This is a genomic window from Flavobacterium sp. (assembly GCF_044369455.1).
GTDB lineage: Bacteria > Bacteroidota > Bacteroidia > Flavobacteriales > Flavobacteriaceae > Flavobacterium.
On the sequence record NZ_JBIPLW010000002.1, the window covers coordinates 293,293 to 314,754 of the forward strand.

Consider the following 21,462-nt stretch of genomic DNA (forward strand, 5'->3'; position numbering starts at 1 on the left):
CAAGAGTTTATTTTTGGAATTTGGAATTTCTCCCGAAGCTTCGGGATTGGAATTTCAATAAATTTTAGGATATAGTTTTATATAGTTTATCCGACAAACGAATTCGGAAAGGTAAAGCCATCGTGACTTTATCGCCAGATATTGCCAAAGTATTTTCACTGCCGTTGACGAACATTTTTTCAATTATTAGTTCCTCATTACCTGTTGTTGGTCCAGATATCAGTATCTTATCGCCAATAGCTATTTCTTGATTTTCGATGCTAAAAAGTCCAATGCGCGCGTTAACATAATAATGCTCTGCTTTCCCAATTAAAACCTTTTTGATTTTCTGACGAATAGCTGTTTGCTTTTTGGCGATAGCCAATGATTGATCTGATAGTTCACCCGAGTGTTTGAAAACTAATTTATCCGATTTCCCTTTTCTGAAAATCATGTTGCCATTTTTTAAGCCACGGCGCAATTTTACTTGATCAACCAACGACATGTGAATGATTTCTTGGCATTCGGTTGAACAACAATTTTCCATCGCAGTTTTGCATTCATCACATTGAATAAATAATAAATGACAACCTTCGTTTTCACAATTGGTGTGATTATCACAAGGTTTTCCGCATTGATGGCATTGCGAAACGATATCATCTGTAATTCTTTCGCCAAGGCGATGGTCGAAAACAAAGTTCTTACCAATGAATTTACTCTCTAAATTTTCTTCCTTGATTTGTTTGGCATAATTGATAATGCCGCCTTCCAATTGATAAACATTTTTAAAACCTTGATGTTTGAAATAAGCTGATGCTTTTTCGCAACGAATGCCGCCCGTGCAATACATCACCAGATTTTTATCTTCTTTGTGGTTTTGAAGTTGTTCGTATATAATTGGCAAACTTTCTCTAAAAGTTTCTACATCAGGAGTTATGGCTCCTTTAAAATGGCCAATTTCACTTTCGTAATGATTTCTGAAATCGACTACAATGGTATTTGGATTTTCTAAAATTTGATTGAATTCCTTGGCTTTTAAATGCACACCAATGTTGGTTACATCAAACGTTTCGTCATTTAATCCGTCGGCTACAATTTTGTCACGGACTTTTACCGTTAATTTCAAAAAGGAATGATTGTCTTGTTCGACAGCTACATTCAATCGAATGCCTCTCATGAAGGGATAAACTTCCAAAGTTTTGCGAAAAGCTTCCATATTTTCTGCCGGGATTGACATTTGAGCATTGATGCCTTCTTTGGCAACATACGTGCGACCTAGGGCATCGAGTTGGTTCCATTCGACAAATAAATCGTCGCGAAATTGTTTTGGATTTTCAATTTTGGCATAGGCATAGAAAGACAACGTTAGCCGTTGTTTGCCGGCTTGGTCAATAAGCTCGGCTCTTTCTTCTGCGCTTAAGGTGTTATACAGTTGCATGCTATAAACGTTTAAGTGAGAAATATATCAAAATCTAAATGGAAGAATTTGGCACAAATTTAGGATTTTATTCTAAAATTACAACTATAAAAATTAGCCACAGATTCACAGATTTTTATTATTTATCTGTGAATCTGTGGCTAAATAATTCCTTACGGCTGCATGCTGTAAACGTTTAATATTAGAGATGCGAATAATCGCATCTGTACAGAAATATGTTGTGAATTCACTTCGCCCTGTTCGGCTTTGCCTCGAGTCTAAATGGAAGAATTCGAGGGCAAAGTTATAATTTTTTATTTAACCACAAAGCGCACGAAGAAGTCACAAAGGTAACGAAGCGAAAATAAAAAAGAGCACTAAATTAATAGTGCTCTTAGTGCTTTCTTTGTGTTCTTCGTGGTTAGAAAACTAACAGAATTCTGCGTAAGCGTCTTTCAAATTCTCAGCAATCATTTCTGCAGGGCGACCTTCAATGTGATGACGCTCTAACATGTGAACCAATTCGCCATTTTTAAACAAAGCCATACTTGGCGATGATGGAGGAAAAGGGAACATGTGTTGACGCGCTGCATCTACAGCTTCTTTATCAACTCCCGCAAAAACCGTTACTAAATGGTCTGGTTTTTTAGCTCCTTCCAAACTCATTCTCGCTCCCGGACGTGCATTTCTGGCAGCGCAACCACAAACCGAATTTACAACTACAAGAGTCGTTCCTTCTGATTTGATAGCATTTTCAACATCTTCGGCCGTATATAATTCTTGAAAACCAACTTCTGATAACTCAGCACGCATTGGTAATACCATTTCTTCTGGATACATATTTTTTAATTTAGGATTAAGGAATTGGGATTAATTGATTTAATCTATGGCAAAGATAATGAGAAATCCTCTTTTAACTTTTAAAGAATTCATAAAGATTTGTTATTCTTTAATAAATATATTGGGCGTTACCCCAATTAGGATATACACCCAAAAAAAGAAACAATTTATAATTGGGGTCGGGGTTGAAGCACTCGTTTTTTTGTTCCATTTCATTTCACAAAAAGAACTCAAACAATTGCTTCAACCCCTAACGCAAACCTATCATTCTGCCAAACAACGCTTTTATAAAAACACCTGTAGGACATTTCCAAATCACTTGCAAATCTTCCCAAAACGAGGTTTCTTCATCTAGAAATTTGAAGACAACCGTTGCATTTCCTTTTTCAAACAAAGCGGAAAATATGGTGGAACCTAATTCATTTTTTTTATCCAAAATATCCAAAAGCAATAAATCATAGAACCAGAATTTATTCTTTTTGTGAAACTTTCTTAAGTCGGTATTGGTGTTTGTCTCATCGAGCGCAGTCGAGATGCCTTTTTCTAAAAAACAAACCAAAGCTTTTGATTTTTTGGCAGTGTTTTTAAAAGTATAACCTGTACTGGCTTTGGTCCAACCACCAGCCGAACCAATATTGAGTATGTTTTTGGAATTGTGTTTCCAAAAAGGATAACAAGTCATCGGGATATTTCCCTGTTCTTTTTCGATGATTTCGTATTCGGTTATTCCTAGTTTTTGGATGTAGTTTTGGATTTCGGTTTCGTATTCTTGTTTTTCCAACAAATCTTTAGAGAACAAAGTATATTCTATCAGTGCTTCGGTTTCCGACGTTGGCAAAATATACATAAAACGAGTATTTCCTCTTTGTTCCACGGAAAAATCCATAAAAGTGGCACAATCGGGATTGAAAACCGCTTCCTTGCTTTTGATAAACCAACCAATAAAATGTTGGTGCAAAAAAGGATATTTTGTTTGACTTTTTACAATTTCAGGATTAAAAATAGAATTAAAAATTTGGTTACAGGTAAAACTTTCTGTTTCAGTTTTTACAACACAATGATTACCTAGTTCTTTAAAATCAACTACTATTTGATTTACAAAATGGATATTATCGTTTTTCGAAATGGAATCAAAAACCATGTTATAAAAATCTAAACCTTTAATCATTTTATATTGATACGGGTTTAAATTTAATTGTCTTTCAAAGTTTTCGTTTTTTAACCAAGCTGAGTTCCATTTGGCAGAAGCCAATTTGTTATACAATCCTTTTTCATCCCATAAACACCAAGTTCTATCATTGGTTTTTTTGGTATTTTCATCAATAAGTAAAATGGTTTTATCTTCAAATTTTCCAGAAAGCACCATTTCATAAACCGTCATTAAAGCGGATAATCCTGAACCTGTGAAAATGTAATGGTAATGTTTCATTTATATCCGGAATGAAAAACCTATAGCAATATAGTGGTTAGGGGCATTATTTGTAATTCCAATACCTGAAGACAAATCTAACATAAAATTATTGCTAATCAAGTAAGTAATTCCCCCATCAAAACTGTGGTTTGCTTTGTCTTTTTCCGGAGCAAAACCAAAAAATTCTATGTATGAACCAAATTTGTCGGTAAAGGAATATCCTGTAGTAATAGTATAAATAAAGGTCGCTTCCGGTGAAATCCCATTCCACTCAGCGCCAAGATTGTAACTGAAAGTCATTTTTTTGGATAATGTATGTTGCATAACGAATCGAAATTCTGGCGCAAAATAATTGCTTTTAAAATCTGATGAGGCTGCATTTGGGATTAGGATATGACCAATAAATGACGTTTTGGGCCAAATCCCTTTTTCTTCTGACACTTTTATTTTACAGCCAATAAGTATTGGATTTAATCCTGAAACAGTACTGTCTTCAATTTTTTTTGAAACAAATTCGGTTATTAAACGAAGCTCAAAATTTTCATTTACACCATATTTCCATAAAGTGGAAGGCAATGTATTGGTGTTATTATTTTGTTTGTTTTTTTGAAATGAAAATCCTGTTTCAACCTGAAACATGCCTTTTGGAACAATAGCTGGTGTTTCTGTTTGGTCAGGTCGATCAGTTTGAATAGGTTCCGTTTCTTGCGAATAACAGAAAAAAGACAGAAATAATATTGAAAAGAGTGCTATGTTTTTCATAATTTTATATTTTTAGACAAAACTAAAAATAAATTTTGACAAACTAATAATAATTTCTTTTCTTTGTGAAAATTTACTTTTTATTGATGACAACTTCCGAAGAAAATTATATTAAGGTCATCTATCACCTTTCGTTGGTATCTCCCAAAGGTGTTAACACCAATGCTATTGCTGGAATGCTAGATACTAAAGCTTCTTCAGTAACAGATATGTTAAAAAAACTTTCCGATAAAGAACTAGTTGCTTATCAAAAATACCAAGGTGTAACGTTGACATCCAAAGGATTTCATTTGGCCAAAATGATAGTGAGGAAGCATCGTTTGTGGGAAGTTTTTTTGGTTGATAAACTTAATTTTTCCTGGGATGAAGTGCATGATATTGCTGAAGAATTAGAGCATATTAAATCTGACTCTTTAATTAATAAGTTGGATAAGTTTTTAGGATTTCCTGATTTTGATCCACATGGTGATCCTATTCCGAATGCCAATGGCGAAATGAAAAAAGTCAATAGATTACTGCTTTCAGAAGTTGAACTAAACAAACAATATCGTTGCATTGGTATGAAAGATTCGTCTTCTGATTTTTTAAAGTATTTGGATAAACAAAATATTGCTTTGGGGTCGACTTTTTTGGTCAAGGAAAAGGAAAGCTTTGATGATACTTTACGGGTAGAAATCAATTCTAAAGAAATTACGATATCAAATAAAATAGCTACTAATTTATACGTTCATTAATTATGTTTGAGTCAATAATTGCCTATTTCGAAAGTATAAATCCAGTTTTGGCGGCTTTATACGCCACTTTATTTACCTGGTTTTTAACAGCACTTGGTGCTTCATTTGTTTTCTTTTTCAAGAATATGAATCGAGTTGTTCTTGATGGAATGCTCGGTTTTACTGGCGGTGTTATGATAGCAGCAAGCTTTTGGAGTTTGTTATCGCCAGCCATTGAAATGAGTAAAGGTGAAGGATTTGTTAAAGTAATTCCAGCCGCAGTTGGATTTGCTTTAGGCGCACTTTTTATTTTTGGTTTAGATAAAATTCTTCCTCATTTACACATCAATTTTAAAGAAACGGAAGGAGTCAAATCACCTTGGCAACGTACAACTCTTTTAGTTTTAGCTATTACACTACACAACATTCCCGAAGGGTTAGCGGTTGGAGTTCTTTTTGGTGGCGTTGCAGCTGGAATACCCGAAGCATCCATTGCAGGTGCCGTAACATTGGCGATTGGAATTGGAATTCAAAATTTTCCCGAAGGGATTGCTGTTTCCATGCCATTACGTAGAATGGGAATGAGTAGATGGAAAAGTTTTATGTACGGACAATCATCCGCTTTGGTAGAACCTATTGCGGGTGTTTTAGGAGCTGTTGCCGTACTATTTTTTATTCCCATTTTACCTTATGCATTGGCATTTGCTGCTGGCGCGATGATATTTGTAGTGGTTGAAGAAGTAATTCCTGAAACGCAACAAGATAAGAATACTGATATTGCTGCATTGGGATTGATTGCCGGATTTATTGTAATGATGACTTTAGATGTTGCTTTGGGTTAATGACAAAAGGAGGTTGAATTAGTATTCTTTATAAATTTTTTGCTTCTTCAACATGCTTATTCGTGATGTAAGTTACCAAATAACGATTATCTTTTTTGTCAAAAAAGACATACCATGAAGTTCGTTTACTAACAGAAACTACAATGTAGTTTTTCGCTAAATTAGAAAATTGAGTTGGGGACGAATAATGGACATTAGTAGAAATACGATTTTCAATTTCTTCCTTTAAATCAAAAACGTAATTTTCAGCGTTTTCGCTATAGCTAAAATATTCTTTATGGTAGAGAATGTCTATTAAATCATTAAGATAAAACTCAATTTCTTTTGAGTATAAAACTACCTTTTCCAAGGTAAAGTTTTAATATGAGTTTGAACACGACTTACCAATTCGTCTCCAGAAATTGCATCAGACCATCTTTTTTCAAAAGTATCAGCAGTTTCAATAGCCCCAATTTTCATTAAGAAAGATTGAATTTCATTTCCGTATTTTTTTAAATCGATAGTTACCGACTGTTCTTTTCCAGAAGCATCTTTATTAAATTGAATTCCAGCAATTTCTTTCATCGTAAATTGATTTAAAATAACAAATATAAACATTAATGACAACCACAGTCATCATCGCCACAATTTTTTTTAGACTTGGGTTTCCAAATAAATTTTCTACACAAAAAAAGAATGGCAATAATTAATGCTAGATAAACTACTATTTCTTGAATGTTCATACCACAAAGGTAAAAAGGTTCTCGTTGATTAGAGAACCTTTTGTGATTTACTATATTAAAATTTTGCGCCGATAGAAATATAAAAAGTTCTTCCTTCTCCGGGTAGAATTCCTGGGCCTGGATAACCACTAGAACGACGAGTGGCATAGCGTTTATCCAAAAAATTATTGATGCCTGCACGAACATTGAAATTTTTCATAAACTTATATTCTGATGAAAAATCAACAATGTTGTACCCATCCAAAATTCCCGTTTGTCCATTGACAGACGGCGTCACGGTATTGTTGGCATCGGTAAAAATTCTTCCAGACATTTTATATTGTATGGTTGCCGAAAAGTTGTTATTTCCCCAAGACATTCCAAAATTGTGAATGTAACGTGGTGCATTTTCTACTTGGTTTCCTGCTAAATTCGTTTCAGTTGTTACAAAATCGATATAACGACTATCAATAAAAGACATCGAAGCAAACACGTCTAAATTCCCATAAGGTTTTTCTATCCCAATCATTTTTGTGATATTCAAATCAACAAAACCTTCAATTCCTTTGTTGCGCGTTTCACCTAAATTGGTTCTAAATAAATTGTTACTTTGTTGACGAATTAGACCAACACGATTGTTATAACTCAAATAGAATATACTAACATCAAAGTTTATAAATCCTTTATAAACACCACGATAGCCCAAATCTGCATTATAACCGCTTGCATCTTTTAAATTTGGATCGATTACATCAGTTACTGTTGGTGGCGTAAGATCTGAAAACAATACAGGTCTAAAAGCTTGCGTGATATTGGCATAAATGTTTGTGGTTCTGAATTTGTACTCTAATCCTAGTCCAAATAAAGGCTTACTTCTCGAAACCGTTTTGTCTGGAAAAGCCACATCATTTCCGTTGCTAATTCCATATCGTCCTTCTCCAATATTTTTTATGTATTCATAACGGACACCCGGAGTTACACTAAATTTTTCGGTAACTTTAAACTGATTTTCAAAAAAAACGGCAACGTTTTCAGTAGTAAAATCTAGATCACGTGCAAATCTTCCATCAATGGATAGGTCAAAATCAGAACCTGTTGTTCCTTTTTCATCTTGCACACGTTGGGTATTTGCTTTGTATAAACGCACTCCAAAAGCTAGATTATTATTAATTTTTCCTAATTTATATTTATAGATGTTTCGATTTTCTAGCCCAATGTTTTTATAATAATCACGATCTACTCTACGATTTGCAAAATTGTTTGTTGCAGGATTTATTGCGTCTTCAATATCTGCGGCTTTTGTAAATCCAACACTATTTCTCTCACCAATAAGCCCAAATGCTTTTACATTCACATCAAAATTAGGATTGACTTTTGTATCAAAATTTACAGCAAAAATATTCCATGGCACACCAAACCAATTGCGGCTTCTGAAGGATTGTCTTGGATTTGCCTCAAATTGTGCATCGGTTAAACCCCCAGGTTGTTGCATTTCATAATCAGCATTGGTGTATTCGGCTGAAATTTTTGTTTTATCCGAAAAGCGATATTCCACAAAAGCGTGCGTATTTCTCGCTTGAAAACGATTGTTTTCTCTCCAACCTTTTGCCGCTCGAGAATGATTGTATACGTAATATGACCATTTTTTATATTTCCCGCCAATGGCATTAAACGAACTCAATAATCCATAACTGCCAATAGTATTTTGAGTTTCAAATGTAAAGGGTTTGTCTTTTTCTCTTTTTAAAACATAATTGAGCATACCGCCAAATTGTGGCCCGAATTGCAAAGATGCACCACCGCGAACCATTTGAATAGTTTCAACTGCCTCAAGTGGAGGATTGTAATACGCTTCGGGATAGCCAAAAACATCGGCAGACATGTCTACACCGTTTTGGCGTGTGTTTAATTCCCAACTTCTGTTTGGACTTAAACCTCTAACGCCAACATTGATTTGCAGACCTGAACCTTCGTTTTCCCAAACGGTTACACCGGGAATTCTGGCAAAAATTTCGCGAGCATTGTTGTTTGTTAAGTTTCCATTTATATTTGAAAGTTTTAAGACTTCATTTTTTTTGCCCGAGAACAATACATTGTCTTTGGTTTCGGGCATTCGCTCCGGACTTTGTTGCTTTGCAACGATGATGACCGGAGCAAGTTTCTTGATGGTATCATTTATTTCATTTTCAAAATTGTCTTGCGCTTTTAAGGAATTTGAAATTAGGAGTAAAAAAAACAGGTAATATAATTGGCGCATTTGTTATTTAGATTAATTCTACGCGGCAAAAATATAAATTATATTTATTTAGACAAAATATAAATAACTAAAATATAGATTATTTTTTAAATATAAATTACGGAAGATTTATTTAAGCAATTGATAGGCAATTAAAGCTGTTAAATAGGCAAATCCACTCATGAAAACAAGTTGAATTATAGGCCATTTCCATGAGTTTGTTTCTTTTTTTGTAACCGCAAGTGTGCTTGCGCATTGCATCGCAAAAGCATAAAATAGCAATAAAGAAACTCCAGTAGCAAAGTTGAATATTTTGGTTCCATCAGCATGAACATCGGCTTGCATTTTACTTTTTATTGTGCTTTCGTCGTTATTGTTTCCAACGCTGTAAATAGTTGCCAAAGTTCCGACAAAAACTTCACGAGCAGCAAAGGATGTAACCACTGCAATACCAATTTTCCAATCGTAACCCAAAGGTTTTATTACAGGTTCAATCGATTTTCCGATTATTCCGATGTATGAATTCTCAAGTTTATAGGTGCTGGTAAGGTTATCAAGTTCTTCTTTTTCAATAATTTTACCTTCTGTTTTTGCATTAACTGTCACAATTTTTTCTGCATTTTTAAAAGACGCATTCGGACCATGAGAACCCAAAAACCAAAGAATTATTGAGATAGCCAAAATGATTTTTCCAGCTCCAAAAACGAATGATTTTGTTTTTTCGATTACGTTAATCGCCACATTTTTAAAAAGCGGTAATTTGTAATTTGGCATTTCAACAACGAAGTAGGATTTGGTTTTAACCTTTAAAATTTTATTTAAAATATAAGCCGAAAAAATCGCCATTCCAAAACCTAAAAGATACAAAATCATCAGTGTTGCGCCTTGCAAACTGAAAATACCAAATAAGCGTTTGTTTGGAATTATCAAAGCAATTAAAATGGCATAAACCGGCAAGCGCGCGGAACAGGTTATAAAAGGTGTAACCAAAATGGTAATAAGTCGTTCCTTCCAGTTTTCAATATTTCGCGCACTCATTATAGCCGGAATCGCACAAGCAGTTCCTGAAATTAAGGGCACCACACTTTTACCCGAAAGTCCGTAACGGCGCATGATTTTATCCATTAAAAAGACAACCCGACTCATGTAACCACTTTCTTCGAGTACTGAGATAAAAAGAAAAAGAAAGGCAATTTGTGGGATGAAAATTACGATTCCTCCAATTCCTGGAATGATTCCTTCGCTAATTAAATTGGTAAATTCTCCGCTTGGAAGATGCTTTTTTGCATAATTCGCCAAATCGGCAAAAGAGGTATCGATAAAATCCATTGGATAACTCGACCAATCAAAAATGGATTGAAATATCAATAGTAAAATTCCAAAGAAAAAAACGTAACCAAAAATTTTATGCGTTAGGACTTTGTCTAGTTTTGAGCGTAAATCAGTAGCGTTAGTTGTGTCTATTGTTTGACCAACTTTCAACGTATCATTAATAAATTGATACCGTTTTATGGTTTCTTTTTGTTGCAAACGTTTTAAATCGGAATGTGATTTTGTAAATGAACTTCGAATTTCATTTCGCTCCAAATTCAAAAAATTCACATCCTGTGTAATCACCAACCAAAGTTTGTACACCAATTGATTTGGGAATGCTTTTCGTAGTTTATTGAAATATTCTTCATCAATGCTTGACGCATTCAGACAAGGTTCCGTTGACAATGATTTATAATCGACAATTTGTTTTTTCAGCTCTTCAATTCCATATCCTTTTCGAGTACTAACCAAAACAACTTTGGTTTTTAATTGTTCTTCAAGATGCGGAATATCTAGTGTAATGCCTTTTGGTTTCATTCTGTCTGCCATGTTAATGACAAGAATAGTCGGAATTTCTAAATCTTTTATTTGAGTAAAAAGTAAAAGGTTTCGTTTTAAATTTTCAATATCTGTAATGACAACTGCAACATCAGGAAAGAGTTTATCTTTTTTATTGAGCAGCAATTCGATGACAACATTTTCGTCAATTGAACTTGCATTGAGGCTGTAGGTTCCAGGTAAATCGAGAATATTGGCTTTAACTGTATTATTTAATTTACAAAAACCCAATTTTTTTTCAACGGTTATCCCAGGATAATTTCCAACCTGTTGCTTCAAACCTGTCAATTGGTTGAACACCGAAGTTTTTCCGGTATTTGGATTTCCAATTAAGGCAACAGTGATATTTTGGATGCTCATGTTTACTTATTTCTTCCAGATTTCAACTTCAATTTCACGAGCGGTTTCTTTTCTAATAGCCAAATGAGAACCATTGTTTACATTCAAATAAATGGGATCACCAAGCGGTGCTATTTGGATAATTTCCAAAGTATTATTTGGGAAACAACCCATTTCTAAAAGCTTTAGTGGAATTTTGTCCAAATCAACATCTGTGATTGTGGCGATGTCTCCAATTTGTAATAAATCAACGGTGGTTCTCAATGCTTATTTAGATTGAATTAAGATTACAAAAGTATCGATAAAAAAGTAAAGTAAGATGATAAAAGTCAGTTTAACTACTTTTTATCATTTTCGCAAAGCCAATTGATATCGTCAATAAGTTTTTTTATTTCTTCTTTTTTGGTGCCATCATAAAAACCTCTAATGTGTTTTTGAGAATCGACGAGCACAAAATTTTCGGTATGAACCATATCGTAAAGTTCCGATGGTTTTCCGAGTTTCACAGCTAAATAAGACTTTCTGGCCATGCTGTAAATTTCTTTTTTATCGCCTGTTACTAGATTCCATTTAGAATCAACTACCCCTTTTTCTGCGGCATAGTTTTTTAAGACAAACACACTATCAATATCTGGGGTAACGCTATGGGATAGCAACATTACTTTTGGATTATGTAAAAAAGCTTTTTGTATTTCAATCATATTTGTGGTCATAATGGGACAAATAGTGCCACAAGTTGTGAAGAAAAAATCGGCAACATAAATTTTACCTTCGTAGTCTTTTTGAGTTATTGTTTTCCCGTTTTGGTTGATGAATGAGAAGTTGGCAATTTTATGTTCTCTTGCAATATATTGTACTGTAGAATCTACCAATTCGGGATTAACATCAGCAGGATTATAAATGGGCAAAGTTTTACTTGGCTTCAGCACATTATAAAACAGTGTGATTGTTATTATTGAAAAAATCAAAAATGTTCCGATTAAAATCCTATATTTTTTTATAAAAACAAACATTATTTTTTTTGGCAAAAATACAAAAGGGTTTTATCATTTATACCTTTTAGAGATTCATAAAGACTTATATTTTTGTTAAAAAAACATTTCTTTCGGGTTAATCAATAAATTTGTATCAACTAACAAAAAACTAAATTATTATGAAGATAATTACAATCTCAAAAATAGTGCTAGCAGCATTTATTACAGTTACTACATTGCAAACAAATGCACAGCAAAAAACGCCAGGAATTAACACTTCCTTAATGGACAAATCGGTAAGTCCAAAAGATGATTTCTTTAAATTCGTGAATGGAACATGGTTGAAAAACACGGATATTCCTGCCGATAAAACCCGTTGGGGAAGTTTTGATGAATTGCGTCAAAATACAGATAAAGACGCACTAGCTATTTTAAAAGAAGCCGCAAAAAACCCAAAATATGCTTCAAATACTGATCAAGGAAAAGCAATCAGTATGTACAAAGCCGCTATGGATACAGTAGCGAGAAACAAGCAAGGAATTACTCCAATAAAACCTTATTTAGCAAAAATTGACGCAGTAAAAAGCATAAAAGATTTACAGAAATTGATGATAGAAGAGGAAGCGAAAGGTGGAGGAGTTGGATTTTTTGGATTTAGCATTGGAGCTGATGATAAAAACAGTACTAAAAATTCGGTAAGTCTTGGTGTTGGCGGACTAGGTTTACCCGACAGAGATTATTATGTTTCTGATGATAAAGACTCAAAAGAAAAACGCGAAAAATACCAAGCGCATGTTGCCAGAATGTTAGCGTTTATAGGGAAATCTCCAGAGCAGGCAAGAATAGATGCTGAAAAAATACTCGCTTTAGAAATAGCCATGTCACGCCCAAGATTAGACAGAGTTGAAAGAAGGGATCCCAAAAAGCAATACAATCCAACTGCCATCAGTGATTTACAAAAAATGGCGCCGATTATTGATTGGAACACCTATTTAAAAGGGATTGGAATGACAACAATAGATACCGTTATTGTTTCTCAACCTAAATATATGGCTGCTTTACAAACCATTTTTACTGAAAACAAAGTGGAAGATTGGAAAGCCTATATGCGTTGGATGTTGTTAAGAGGTGCATCAGGGCAATTATCTACCGATATAGAAACAGCAAACTGGGAATTTTATGGAAAAACATTAACCGGAGCGTTAAAACAAAGACCACGTCACGAAAAAGCACTTCAAGTTGTTAACGGGACTGTTGGAGAAGCACTAGGTAAATTATATGTAGAAAAAATGTTCCCAGCGGAGGCCAAGGATAAAGCCTTCAGAATGATTAGAAATGTAATGCGTGCATACGAACTAAGAATCAACAATTTATCTTGGATGTCCGCAGAAACAAAGATAAAAGCAGTTGAAAAATTAAATAGCTTAACAATCAAAATCGGATATCCAGACAAATGGAAAGATTATGCTGCTTTATCTGTTAAAAGTCCAGAAGATGGCGGAAGCTATTTTGGAAATCTTAGAAATGTTTCAGATTGGAATTGGAAAAAAGATTTAGAGAAATTAGGAAAACCAGTGGACAAAACAGAGTGGGGAATGTCTCCTCAAACGGTGAATGCTTACTACAATCCATCATATAATGAAATTGTTTTCCCGGCGGCAATATTACAGCCTCCTTTTTATAATTACCAAGCAGACGAAGCGGTTAATTATGGTGGAATTGGAGCAGTTATCGGCCATGAAATATCGCACGGATTTGACGATCAAGGAGCTACTTATGATGCCGAAGGAAACTTAAAAGATTGGTGGACTGCCGAAGATTTGACAAAATTTACGGCATTAGGGAATGCTCTTGCCGATCAATATTCGGCTTTAGAGCCATTACCAGGAATTAAAGTGGATGGTAAATTTACTTTGGGAGAAAATATCGGAGATTTAGGCGGAATAAATGCCGCTTATGACGGGTTACAATTGTATTTGAAAGAAAACAAAAATCCGGGATTAATTGACGGCTATACTCCAGAACAACGTTTGTTTATTTCTTGGGCAACCATATGGAGAAGTAAAATGCGTGATGAAGCGTTAAAAAATCAGGTAAAAACAGACCCACATTCACCAGGAATGTACAGAGCTTACGTACCTTTATTAAACTTAGAAACGTTCTACCAAGCATTCGATATAAAACAAGGCGATGGTATGTATACTGCTCCAGATAAGCGCGTAATTATTTGGTAATCAAATTATGAGCAGTCCTAATAATCTGTTTTGATTATTTAGGACTGGTCATTTTTTATGCTTCTAATTTTGCAATACACTTTTCTCTTATTTCCCAAACTTTGTCAAAAGACAATGCAATATTATTATCATCAATCCATTTTTTTAGATAATTTCTATGATATTCCATTTTAAAAGTGCTTACTTGTTCGGGTTCAATTTCAATTTCTTCGAGGATGTCATTTTTTAAATTCTCAAAATCAGAATTTCTATTGGTAATGTCTATTCTTTTATTATTAAGAAGTAAGTAACAATGAGCTTCGGGCAAATATTCTAAACCATTGTTTAACAGTAATGTTCCAATTTTTGAGGTGTTCAAATGGTTCATTTTATACATTCCTATTACAAGTTTTATATTCTCAAACTTATTTAAGTCGGCTATCTTTTTTAAAAAGGAATGCTTTGAGCTACAAGTCCCTTTGTTTTCTTTTATTACCAATGAAAAATCTTCTCTGTTTTGGTTTCGTCCATAGCGAAGATTTCTTGTAAACTCAATTAATTCACTCCAATTTTTAATTGATTTTTCCTTTACTAAATTTGTTAAATCATCCGCTGAGGTGAAGTTCAAATGACTTACTGAAAACATTATTTTATAGCCCTCTGGGTCAGAAATCATAATTCCATTTTTTTTCCAATATGGATTTTTGGGTTTTTCGAGATTTTTATTTGCGGTTTTAATTTTTCTTTTAATAATTTCCAATTCAATTTCAGCATTTACATAAAAAACAAGGATGTCATCTTCATCAAATTTACTAGCTGGTTTTTCTGTTGAACTAGTAAATTCTAAATGCCAATTTGAGTTGGGAACACCCAAAAAAATTCCGTTATAGTTGTTATGATTTTCAAATCCGCCAAGTTTTTCTAACCCAACTATTTCAGTGTAGAACTTTTCGATTTCTTCTAAGTTTTGAGTATGTCTTGCGTATCTAAAAGTCATTTGTAATTATAATGCTATATTTTCAAAATGGTAGCCCAAAACGGTTTCCACTTTTTCAGAAGATATGATTTTTCCAACACTTGGTTTACTTTCATCAAATTCGGGTAATAGCAAATTGAGTTCCAATGCTTTTTCTGAATAATACGTTTTTCGTGTTGGATGAAAAGGCGCAACCGCATTGAAAATTTCTCCAAACCCTAATTTGTCATTCTGAGCTTGTCGAAGAATCTCTTCAATTATTCTAATACAATCCATTTGATGAATTAAATTTATAGGCGCATCAGGGTTTTCAATGTTTTTTCTTCCTGCTAAAAAATGAATTGGATGCCGATTTTCTCCAATCAATCCTCCAAAACGAATTACGGTAGTTTTGAAGTTTGTACTTCTTAACAAAAGATTTTCTGCCTTTAGTAATTGCTTTCCACTTTCTGTTTCAGGTTGTGGTTTTGTCAATTCTGTCACACTGAGCGTAGTTGAAGTTTCATCAGCATAAACTGAAGTTGAACTAATAAAAATTATTTTTTCAATCTTCGAATTTTCGATAAACGGAATTAGATTTTGAATTTTCGAAACAAAATTTTCATTAGAATTTTCTCTTAATTTTGGCGGAATATCAATTATCAAGATTTCGGAATTCTTTAAAAAAGATTGTAAATCACCTTGAATTTCATTTTCTGATAAAGTAATTTGAAAAGCATGAATTCCATTACTTTCTAAAAGGGTCATTTTCTCTATTGAAGTAGTTGACCCTTTTACCAAAAACCCTTTGTCTAACAAAGATTTCGCTAATGGTAATCCTAACCAACCACAACCTAAGATGGAAATGTTTTTCATTTATATTATTTAAAACCTATTTGTTTGCGTTCCTTTTGAGCTGTATCTTTTTCTTCTTTTTAAATACTAATTACATTTATAAGTAGCCCAATATCCTTGTTCTGTAAAAGCAAAAGGCAGGTATTTACTGTATTTTCCTCTACCAACATTCTCTAAGGTCACAATTTGTGACCTTAGAGAATGGTATTCATCAGCTGTTAATTGAAACATAAAATCAATAGGAAACCTTTTACTATTTCTTTTTACAGATTGATTTAAAACTTTTGTTTCTACTTCATAAAGCAATGCTAAATCAAGGTCAAGTAGGACTTTTTGACCCCGAATATCATAAATTTTAGATTGTAATGTGGCTACTTGCATAATTAGTATTTGTTATGTGAAGTCAAGAATTATGAGTTGTATATTTTATGGTTTTATCAAAGCATCTTTTTGAAATTGTTAACGCTCTATTCTTTTTGGCTTTCCTGCATTCATTGAAATTTGTTCAACCGCTTTTAACGAAACCTTCACTTTTTGTTTGATAATCACAGCATCGTTTAACACAAATGGTGTTGGCATCATCCAAGCTTTTCTTTTTGTCATCGTAAACAATGGACTACTCATCAAATCAAAGGAACTTTCGACCAAGTTTAAGTCTAGTTTTTGATTAACAGGAATAGAAAAATCCATCACCAACGGTTGATTATCTACCACATAATATGTCAATAATTTTCCTTTGGTTTTGGAAGAAATATTGCTTTTAAAATCAATCGATTTGACATTATTTGCAATGAAATTATTTATTTGAACTCCATCGTTATTAAAGATATCATAACGATTTACGTTTCTATTTGAAGTGATTTTAATTCGGTATATATGTTGGTTCTCTTTTATGGTATCACGCAAGAATTCAATGGTTGGTTTGGCAATTTTTTTTATGGATGCATCAGCCATAAAAGTATATTGTGAACCATATTTACTGTATAATTTATTGGTATTTAAAGGAGAACCAATTTTCGGGTTTTCACCCAAATATTCTTTTGTCCATTCGTCTAAATTTACATCATAAGTTGCCCAACTGGCTTTATTATTATCACCATCCAAAATATAAACCAAACTATTCGGTTTTGCTTTTGTATTGGTATAATCTGAGGAAAAATGCGCTTTGATGAAGAAACCTATTGAGACAAAAAGGAATAGCGTTGCCCAAACCCCTTTACGAGAAAACGACCCAAAAATGGGTAGTAATAATCCAAATGCCAATACGGTTAAAATTGAACTTCCAAACAAAATTTTCAACTCCAAACCAATAGGGAACATTTGAATAAATGGTACAATGATGATTAATGTTGGAATAGCCAACAGGCAATTCAAAAACCAATTTGACTTTTGAGTGAGTACATAAAACCCTAACATTAATGTACTTGCGATTACGGGTATAATCAAAAATCCAGCGCCTGGTAACTTTAAAGCAAGGCCAACATTAAGTAATAGCCAAAGGAATAATGGCGCGATTATTTGGTTCATTTCAGGATTGCGTTTTGCTTTACTTTGATAAAACAAAAAGCAAATAGCCAAGGTCAAACTCACAAAAGCATAAATATAATCATGACCGTTATAGGTAAACTTTTGAAGTATATCATTGTATTGTGGATAAAAATGCAGTACTAATTTCCATCCAATAAAAGAAATTAACCCGGCGATAATCAAAGAACCTAAAAGCGGAATAAACCCTTTCATGATTTCTTTCATTAGCAAAATGTGTTTTCCAATTCCGATAAACACAAACAAGAAAAGCAATCCAAAACCAATTAAAACCATCGGTAAAATCCAGCTAAAAGGATAACTAATAAATTTAAACGGCATATTGAAATATACTTTATCATCAGTAGAATTAAGTGATGTTAAATCAGTATTTGAAAAATGATTTAATAGCGGAACCAAATAAGTTCCTTGGTGAGCCATTGTTTTTGGGTCTAAGTTTTGAAAATTATCTTGCGCTGTGTGATAATTAAAATGACTATCGATAAAGGCAAAATTAAATCCTTGTATGTTGCCTTGTTCCCTAAAAACAGTCAAATCGGTATCGTTGGGCAACATTTTATAAATGCTATACATCAACGAATTGGAAACAGGATATTGTACATTTCCGCTCGAAAAAGCATCGACCATTTTGGCATTTCCTTGATTGGTTTCCATCAGCATATAACTCGGTCCTGAACTTCCTCGAGCTTCAAAATTGAGCGCCAAACCAATTTCTTTTGCCCATTGATGTTGGGTTACAAATAATGACGCACCGTTTAATCCCAATTCCTCAGCATCAGTAAAAAGAATGATGATATCGTTTTTGTGTTGGGTTTTATTGTGTAAAAAAGCACGAAAACTTTCTAAAATAGTAGCAACTCCCGAAGCATCGTCGCTAGCGCCAAGCGAGGATGAATGTGGCGCACTGTCATAATGGGAAAGCAAAAGCAATGCTTTAGTATTTGAAGTGCCTTTTATGCGAGCTAAAATATTTTTAGAATACACCAAAGTTCCTTTTTCGGTCATGGTGAAACCTTCTTGAATAGAGGTTTCTAAACCTAAATTTTTTAATTCTTTTTGGATATATTGTGCAACTACATCGTGATTTTTGGACCCTACAAAATGTGGTTTTTTTGAAATCTCTTTGACTGTTTCCAAAGCTCGTTTTGTAGAAAATTCCGAGAGTGGCGCTTCGGTTTCATCATAACCTTGAGGCATCATAAAATAGAAAACCCCAAAAATAATGGCAATTAAAACCAATAGGGAATACAGTGAAGCGTTATTTTTTTTCATTACTCAGTATTTATTTTAGAATCTTAGTACCTTTAATAGGCAATGTATTTAAACCAATAATCTTTCAACATCCAACACCCAACATCCATCTTTTCAATACTCTTTCTTTACCAACATATAAAAATCATTTTCCAAAAAACGATACCCTTGGTCGTAAACAAAGTGATAGGTGTTTCCGGTATTCGTGTTCAAAACACTAGTGAAATATTCAAAATCAAAACCCTTGCTCAACAGTTTGGCTTTGGTTGTTTTAGATTTTCCTTCCACGTTCAGCTCCGACAAAATTCGGTAATTTTTGCGCAATTTGTTGTTCACATTGCGCATAAAATTCGTGCTGTCTTTGTTAATTTTATTATTGTAGGCATTGCGACATCCATCGCTACAGAACTTTTTGTCTTCGCGACCTACAATTTTTTCGCCACATTCTAAACAGGTTTTGCTCATCAGTAATATATTTAAAATCAACCAAATATAAACAAAAATTTCCGTTTACAAACGGTTACAAATAATTACAACCGAAAGTAAATGAATAACAACCGAATAATTTTTGACAACTGCCACAACTTTGCATCGTTGATTTGACACAACCATTTCAAACAACAAAAATAATTTTAACAATAACATTTAAATTTTAAACGCCATGAATGCAATGAAAAACAAAGTACAGTTAATCGGTCACGTAGGACAAGAACCAGAAATCAAAACTTTTGACGGAGGGAAAAAACTAGCCAACATCACTATCGCTACCAATGATTATTACATCAATGACAAAGGGGATAAAGTAGAACAAACCGAATGGCACAAAGTAACTGCTTGGGGAAAAGTAGCCGAAATCATCGAAAAGTATGTTACCAAAGGCAAAGAAATTGCCATAGAAGGGAAACTTACTCACCGTAGTTATGATGATAAAGACGGCAACAAACGCTACATTACCGAAGTAGTTGTCAATGATATTCTTTTAATGGGAAAATAATTGATTTATCTTTTTAATTATAAAGCGACAAAGCGAAAGGTTTTGTCGCTTTTGTTATTTAAAGTAAAATGTGCAACACATCCGATATTTTTTCCAAAGTATTAAAGTTGGGATGCTCCACATTGTGACTTATTTTTTCGTGTTCCCAGGTGGTGTGAAACGGAATATGAACAGCATAACCACCAATTCCCAAAACGGGCAACACATCGGATTTAAGCGAATTGCCAATCATAAAAAATTCGCTGGGCTTAATTTCCAATCGGTTCAACAATTTTTGGTAATTGATTTCTTGTTTGTCTGCCATCACTTCTATATGATGAAAATAATGTCCCAAACCTGAACGATGCAACTTGCTTTGTTGGTCTTTCAAATCGCCTTTGGTGGCAACAATTAATTTATATTTTCCATGAAGTTGCGCCAACGTTTCCTCAACGCCATCCAATAATTCAATTGGTTTTTGGAGCAATTCTTTCCCGTGTTCAATAATTTTCTCAATTATTTCGATTGAAATAGTATTGTTGGAAATGCGCATAGCTGCTTCTATCATCGAAAGAATATACCCTTTGATTCCATAGCCATACAACTCTAAATTTTCGATTTCGGTTTTGAATAATTCTTGCGACAATCCTTGTTTTGATAAATAATCACTCATCAAAGCACAAAATTTCTCTTCTACTTCCTGAAAATAGGGTTCGTTAACAAAGAGAGTATCATCAGCATCGAAAGCGATTATTTTTGGGGTCATTAGAACAAACTGAATTGAGATTTAATTTTGGGATAGAAAACACCAATAATAACAAAAGGATTTTTTGCTCTTTGTCTATGCCATTGCATTGTCGTTCCAAGAAAAAGATAAATATCATTTTCTTTTGTAAAAACATTAAAATATTTATCCTTTACTTTTTCAATAGCTTTTTCTTCATCATTATTACTGTCTCTTAAACAGTTCCAATATAATTCAAATATTTCCCAATCTTCAATCATTAATCGACTTGACTTACCTTCATCATCTTCAAAAAGATAATAAAATTTATAGGGTGCTTTACGAATTAATTTTTCTGGATTACTATCTATTTCAATAAATAAATCAGTTTGTTTTCTTAGTTCTTTCCATTCATTTTTCCATTCCTTTGTGTCATTTTCAACATCAAAACCTATAATTTTTGTAGGCTTAAAAGTTGCCAAAGAGATATTATTTGGGGCTTTAGAATCACTAAGTAATTTAGCTTTATTTGTGTAAACGTTATTTAGGCAAATTCTCTTTCTCTCTTCCCAAAAATTATTTGTATTTAAAGTGTTAACGATTTTAATATCATAATTATTTGGAGAATGACTTTCTGGACGAAAATCATCAGTTCTTGGTTTAACATCTAATTCAATCCAAGTATATTTTTTAAACCCAATATCTTTTTTAACTTGATTTAAAAAACTCAAAGGAATTGGATATATTCTTATCCAAGTTCCATCTTCTAAAAAACCTGCAGTACAAACCAATTCATCATAACTTCTTGATGGTAAAGGATATGTGGTAACAGATATTAGAATTTTCTTTTTTGGCATAAA

General features: G+C 33.4%; 21 protein-coding genes. 4 read left to right on the forward strand and 17 right to left on the reverse strand.

Features of this window, described 5'->3' with window-relative positions; translation table 11 throughout:
• Nucleotides 1-64: 64 nt before the first annotated feature.
• The 4 genes from ACIQ2L_RS03480 to ACIQ2L_RS03495 all read right to left on the reverse strand — a co-directional run bounded on the left by ACIQ2L_RS03480 (nt 65) and on the right by ACIQ2L_RS03495 (nt 4,409).
• Entirely contained in the window at nt 65-1,417 is a 1,353-nt protein-coding gene (locus tag ACIQ2L_RS03480) for a rhodanese-related sulfurtransferase (protein WP_396156465.1), read from the reverse strand.
• Nucleotides 1,418-1,825: 408 nt separating this feature from the next.
• Complete coding sequence (locus tag ACIQ2L_RS03485) at nt 1,826-2,236, reverse strand: BrxA/BrxB family bacilliredoxin (RefSeq protein WP_396156467.1); 411 nt, start codon at nt 2,234-2,236, stop codon at nt 1,826-1,828.
• 250 nt (nt 2,237-2,486) lie between these two features.
• A complete protein-coding gene (locus ACIQ2L_RS03490; RefSeq protein ID WP_396156469.1) occupies nt 2,487-3,665 on the reverse strand; it encodes a lycopene cyclase family protein in 1,179 nt (392 codons plus the stop codon).
• The gene (locus tag ACIQ2L_RS03495) at nt 3,666-4,409 is read right to left on the reverse strand and encodes a transporter (protein WP_396156471.1); all 744 of its coding nucleotides are present in this window, start codon (nt 4,407-4,409) and stop codon (nt 3,666-3,668) included. It lies immediately after the preceding gene.
• An 86-nt stretch (nt 4,410-4,495) separates the two neighbouring features.
• Here ACIQ2L_RS03495 and ACIQ2L_RS03500 point away from each other — a divergent pair, with 86 nt between their 5' ends.
• Entirely contained in the window at nt 4,496-5,143 is a 648-nt protein-coding gene (locus ACIQ2L_RS03500) for a metal-dependent transcriptional regulator (protein WP_396156473.1), read from the forward strand.
• A 2-nt stretch (nt 5,144-5,145) separates the two neighbouring features.
• Nucleotides 5,146-5,964: a ZIP family metal transporter gene (locus tag ACIQ2L_RS03505; RefSeq protein WP_396156475.1), complete on the forward strand. Its 819-nt coding sequence runs from the start codon at nt 5,146-5,148 to the stop codon at nt 5,962-5,964.
• A gap of 28 nt (nt 5,965-5,992) precedes the next feature.
• On the opposite strand, the gene ACIQ2L_RS03510 is transcribed toward ACIQ2L_RS03505, so the two are convergent.
• The 6 genes from ACIQ2L_RS03510 to ACIQ2L_RS03535 form a co-directional block, all read right to left on the reverse strand.
• Nucleotides 5,993-6,313 carry a hypothetical protein gene (locus ACIQ2L_RS03510; protein ID WP_396156477.1) on the reverse strand — a complete coding sequence of 107 codons (321 nt, stop codon included), beginning with the start codon at nt 6,311-6,313 and terminating at the stop codon, nt 5,993-5,995.
• Nucleotides 6,301-6,528: a hypothetical protein gene (locus tag ACIQ2L_RS03515; protein WP_396156479.1), complete on the reverse strand. Its 228-nt coding sequence runs from the start codon at nt 6,526-6,528 to the stop codon at nt 6,301-6,303. Before ACIQ2L_RS03515 ends, ACIQ2L_RS03510 begins: the two co-directional genes overlap by 13 nt.
• A gap of 213 nt (nt 6,529-6,741) precedes the next feature.
• Nucleotides 6,742-8,922, reverse strand: a complete 2,181-nt coding sequence (locus ACIQ2L_RS03520; protein ID WP_396156481.1) for a TonB-dependent receptor family protein — start codon at nt 8,920-8,922, stop codon at nt 6,742-6,744.
• 108 nt (nt 8,923-9,030) lie between these two features.
• On the reverse strand, nt 9,031-11,133 hold the full coding sequence (gene feoB, locus ACIQ2L_RS03525; RefSeq protein WP_396156483.1) for a ferrous iron transport protein B: 2,103 nt from the start codon (nt 11,131-11,133) through the stop codon (nt 9,031-9,033).
• 6 nt (nt 11,134-11,139) lie between these two features.
• Nucleotides 11,140-11,376, reverse strand: a complete 237-nt coding sequence (locus ACIQ2L_RS03530) for a ferrous iron transport protein A (RefSeq protein ID WP_396156485.1) — start codon at nt 11,374-11,376, stop codon at nt 11,140-11,142.
• A gap of 74 nt (nt 11,377-11,450) precedes the next feature.
• Nucleotides 11,451-12,125 (reverse strand): SCO family protein, encoded by a 675-nt coding sequence (locus ACIQ2L_RS03535; protein WP_396156487.1) that lies wholly within the window; start codon nt 12,123-12,125, stop codon nt 11,451-11,453.
• A 140-nt stretch (nt 12,126-12,265) separates the two neighbouring features.
• Here ACIQ2L_RS03535 and ACIQ2L_RS03540 point away from each other — a divergent pair, with 140 nt between their 5' ends.
• Nucleotides 12,266-14,320, forward strand: a complete 2,055-nt coding sequence (locus ACIQ2L_RS03540; protein ID WP_396156489.1) for a M13 family metallopeptidase — start codon at nt 12,266-12,268, stop codon at nt 14,318-14,320.
• A gap of 55 nt (nt 14,321-14,375) precedes the next feature.
• Here ACIQ2L_RS03540 and ACIQ2L_RS03545 read toward each other — a convergent pair whose 3' ends face one another.
• From ACIQ2L_RS03545 to ACIQ2L_RS03565, 5 genes are all read right to left on the reverse strand, one after another.
• Nucleotides 14,376-15,296: a VOC family protein gene (locus ACIQ2L_RS03545; protein WP_396156491.1), complete on the reverse strand. Its 921-nt coding sequence runs from the start codon at nt 15,294-15,296 to the stop codon at nt 14,376-14,378.
• Nucleotides 15,297-15,302: 6 nt separating this feature from the next.
• A complete protein-coding gene (locus tag ACIQ2L_RS03550) occupies nt 15,303-16,130 on the reverse strand; it encodes an NAD(P)H-binding protein (protein ID WP_396156493.1) in 828 nt (275 codons plus the stop codon).
• A 66-nt stretch (nt 16,131-16,196) separates the two neighbouring features.
• A complete protein-coding gene (locus ACIQ2L_RS03555) occupies nt 16,197-16,490 on the reverse strand; it encodes an ORF6N domain-containing protein (protein ID WP_396156495.1) in 294 nt (97 codons plus the stop codon).
• Nucleotides 16,491-16,568: 78 nt separating this feature from the next.
• Nucleotides 16,569-18,926, reverse strand: coding sequence for a M20/M25/M40 family metallo-hydrolase (locus tag ACIQ2L_RS03560; RefSeq protein ID WP_396156497.1), 2,358 nt, complete (start codon nt 18,924-18,926; stop codon nt 16,569-16,571).
• Nucleotides 18,927-19,019: 93 nt separating this feature from the next.
• Complete coding sequence (locus ACIQ2L_RS03565; protein WP_396156499.1) at nt 19,020-19,370, reverse strand: hypothetical protein; 351 nt, start codon at nt 19,368-19,370, stop codon at nt 19,020-19,022.
• Between the two features lie 196 nt (nt 19,371-19,566).
• On the opposite strand from ACIQ2L_RS03565, the gene ACIQ2L_RS03570 reads away from it, so the two are divergent.
• Nucleotides 19,567-19,899 (forward strand): single-stranded DNA-binding protein, encoded by a 333-nt coding sequence (locus ACIQ2L_RS03570; RefSeq protein ID WP_396156501.1) that lies wholly within the window; start codon nt 19,567-19,569, stop codon nt 19,897-19,899.
• A gap of 58 nt (nt 19,900-19,957) precedes the next feature.
• Here the strand turns inward: ACIQ2L_RS03570 and ACIQ2L_RS03575 are convergent, their stop codons facing one another.
• Nucleotides 19,958-20,644, reverse strand: coding sequence for an HAD family hydrolase (locus tag ACIQ2L_RS03575; RefSeq protein WP_396156503.1), 687 nt, complete (start codon nt 20,642-20,644; stop codon nt 19,958-19,960).
• A complete protein-coding gene (locus ACIQ2L_RS03580) occupies nt 20,644-21,459 on the reverse strand; it encodes a hypothetical protein (RefSeq protein WP_396156505.1) in 816 nt (271 codons plus the stop codon). Before ACIQ2L_RS03580 ends, ACIQ2L_RS03575 begins: the two co-directional genes overlap by 1 nt.
• Nucleotides 21,460-21,462: the final 3 nt, after the last annotated feature.

Bases quoted from the DNA above. Each gene is read 5' to 3' on its own strand.
- ACIQ2L_RS03560 (WP_396156497.1), bottom strand. From the start codon at position 18,926: ATGAAAAAAAATAACGCTTCACTGTATTCCCTATTGGTTTTAATTGCC.
- ACIQ2L_RS03540 (WP_396156489.1), top strand. From the start codon at position 12,266: ATGAAGATAATTACAATCTCAAAAATAGTGCTAGCAGCATTTATTACA.
- ACIQ2L_RS03570 (WP_396156501.1), top strand. From the start codon at position 19,567: ATGAATGCAATGAAAAACAAAGTACAGTTAATCGGTCACGTAGGACAA.
- ACIQ2L_RS03575 (WP_396156503.1), bottom strand. From the start codon at position 20,644: ATGACCCCAAAAATAATCGCTTTCGATGCTGATGATACTCTCTTTGTT.
- ACIQ2L_RS03490 (WP_396156469.1), bottom strand. From the start codon at position 3,665: ATGAAACATTACCATTACATTTTCACAGGTTCAGGATTATCCGCTTTA.
- ACIQ2L_RS03480 (WP_396156465.1), bottom strand. From the start codon at position 1,417: ATGCAACTGTATAACACCTTAAGCGCAGAAGAAAGAGCCGAGCTTATT.
- ACIQ2L_RS03535 (WP_396156487.1), bottom strand. From the start codon at position 12,125: ATGTTTGTTTTTATAAAAAAATATAGGATTTTAATCGGAACATTTTTG.
- ACIQ2L_RS03545 (WP_396156491.1), bottom strand. From the start codon at position 15,296: ATGACTTTTAGATACGCAAGACATACTCAAAACTTAGAAGAAATCGAA.
- ACIQ2L_RS03520 (WP_396156481.1), bottom strand. From the start codon at position 8,922: ATGCGCCAATTATATTACCTGTTTTTTTTACTCCTAATTTCAAATTCC.
- ACIQ2L_RS03485 (WP_396156467.1), bottom strand. From the start codon at position 2,236: ATGTATCCAGAAGAAATGGTATTACCAATGCGTGCTGAGTTATCAGAA.
- ACIQ2L_RS03500 (WP_396156473.1), top strand. From the start codon at position 4,496: ATGACAACTTCCGAAGAAAATTATATTAAGGTCATCTATCACCTTTCG.
- ACIQ2L_RS03505 (WP_396156475.1), top strand. From the start codon at position 5,146: ATGTTTGAGTCAATAATTGCCTATTTCGAAAGTATAAATCCAGTTTTG.
- ACIQ2L_RS03550 (WP_396156493.1), bottom strand. From the start codon at position 16,130: ATGAAAAACATTTCCATCTTAGGTTGTGGTTGGTTAGGATTACCATTA.
- ACIQ2L_RS03555 (WP_396156495.1), bottom strand. From the start codon at position 16,490: ATGCAAGTAGCCACATTACAATCTAAAATTTATGATATTCGGGGTCAA.
- ACIQ2L_RS03515 (WP_396156479.1), bottom strand. From the start codon at position 6,528: ATGAAAGAAATTGCTGGAATTCAATTTAATAAAGATGCTTCTGGAAAA.
- ACIQ2L_RS03580 (WP_396156505.1), bottom strand. From the start codon at position 21,459: ATGCCAAAAAAGAAAATTCTAATATCTGTTACCACATATCCTTTACCA.
- ACIQ2L_RS03495 (WP_396156471.1), bottom strand. From the start codon at position 4,409: ATGAAAAACATAGCACTCTTTTCAATATTATTTCTGTCTTTTTTCTGT.
- ACIQ2L_RS03565 (WP_396156499.1), bottom strand. From the start codon at position 19,370: ATGAGCAAAACCTGTTTAGAATGTGGCGAAAAAATTGTAGGTCGCGAA.
- feoB (WP_396156483.1), bottom strand. From the start codon at position 11,133: ATGAGCATCCAAAATATCACTGTTGCCTTAATTGGAAATCCAAATACC.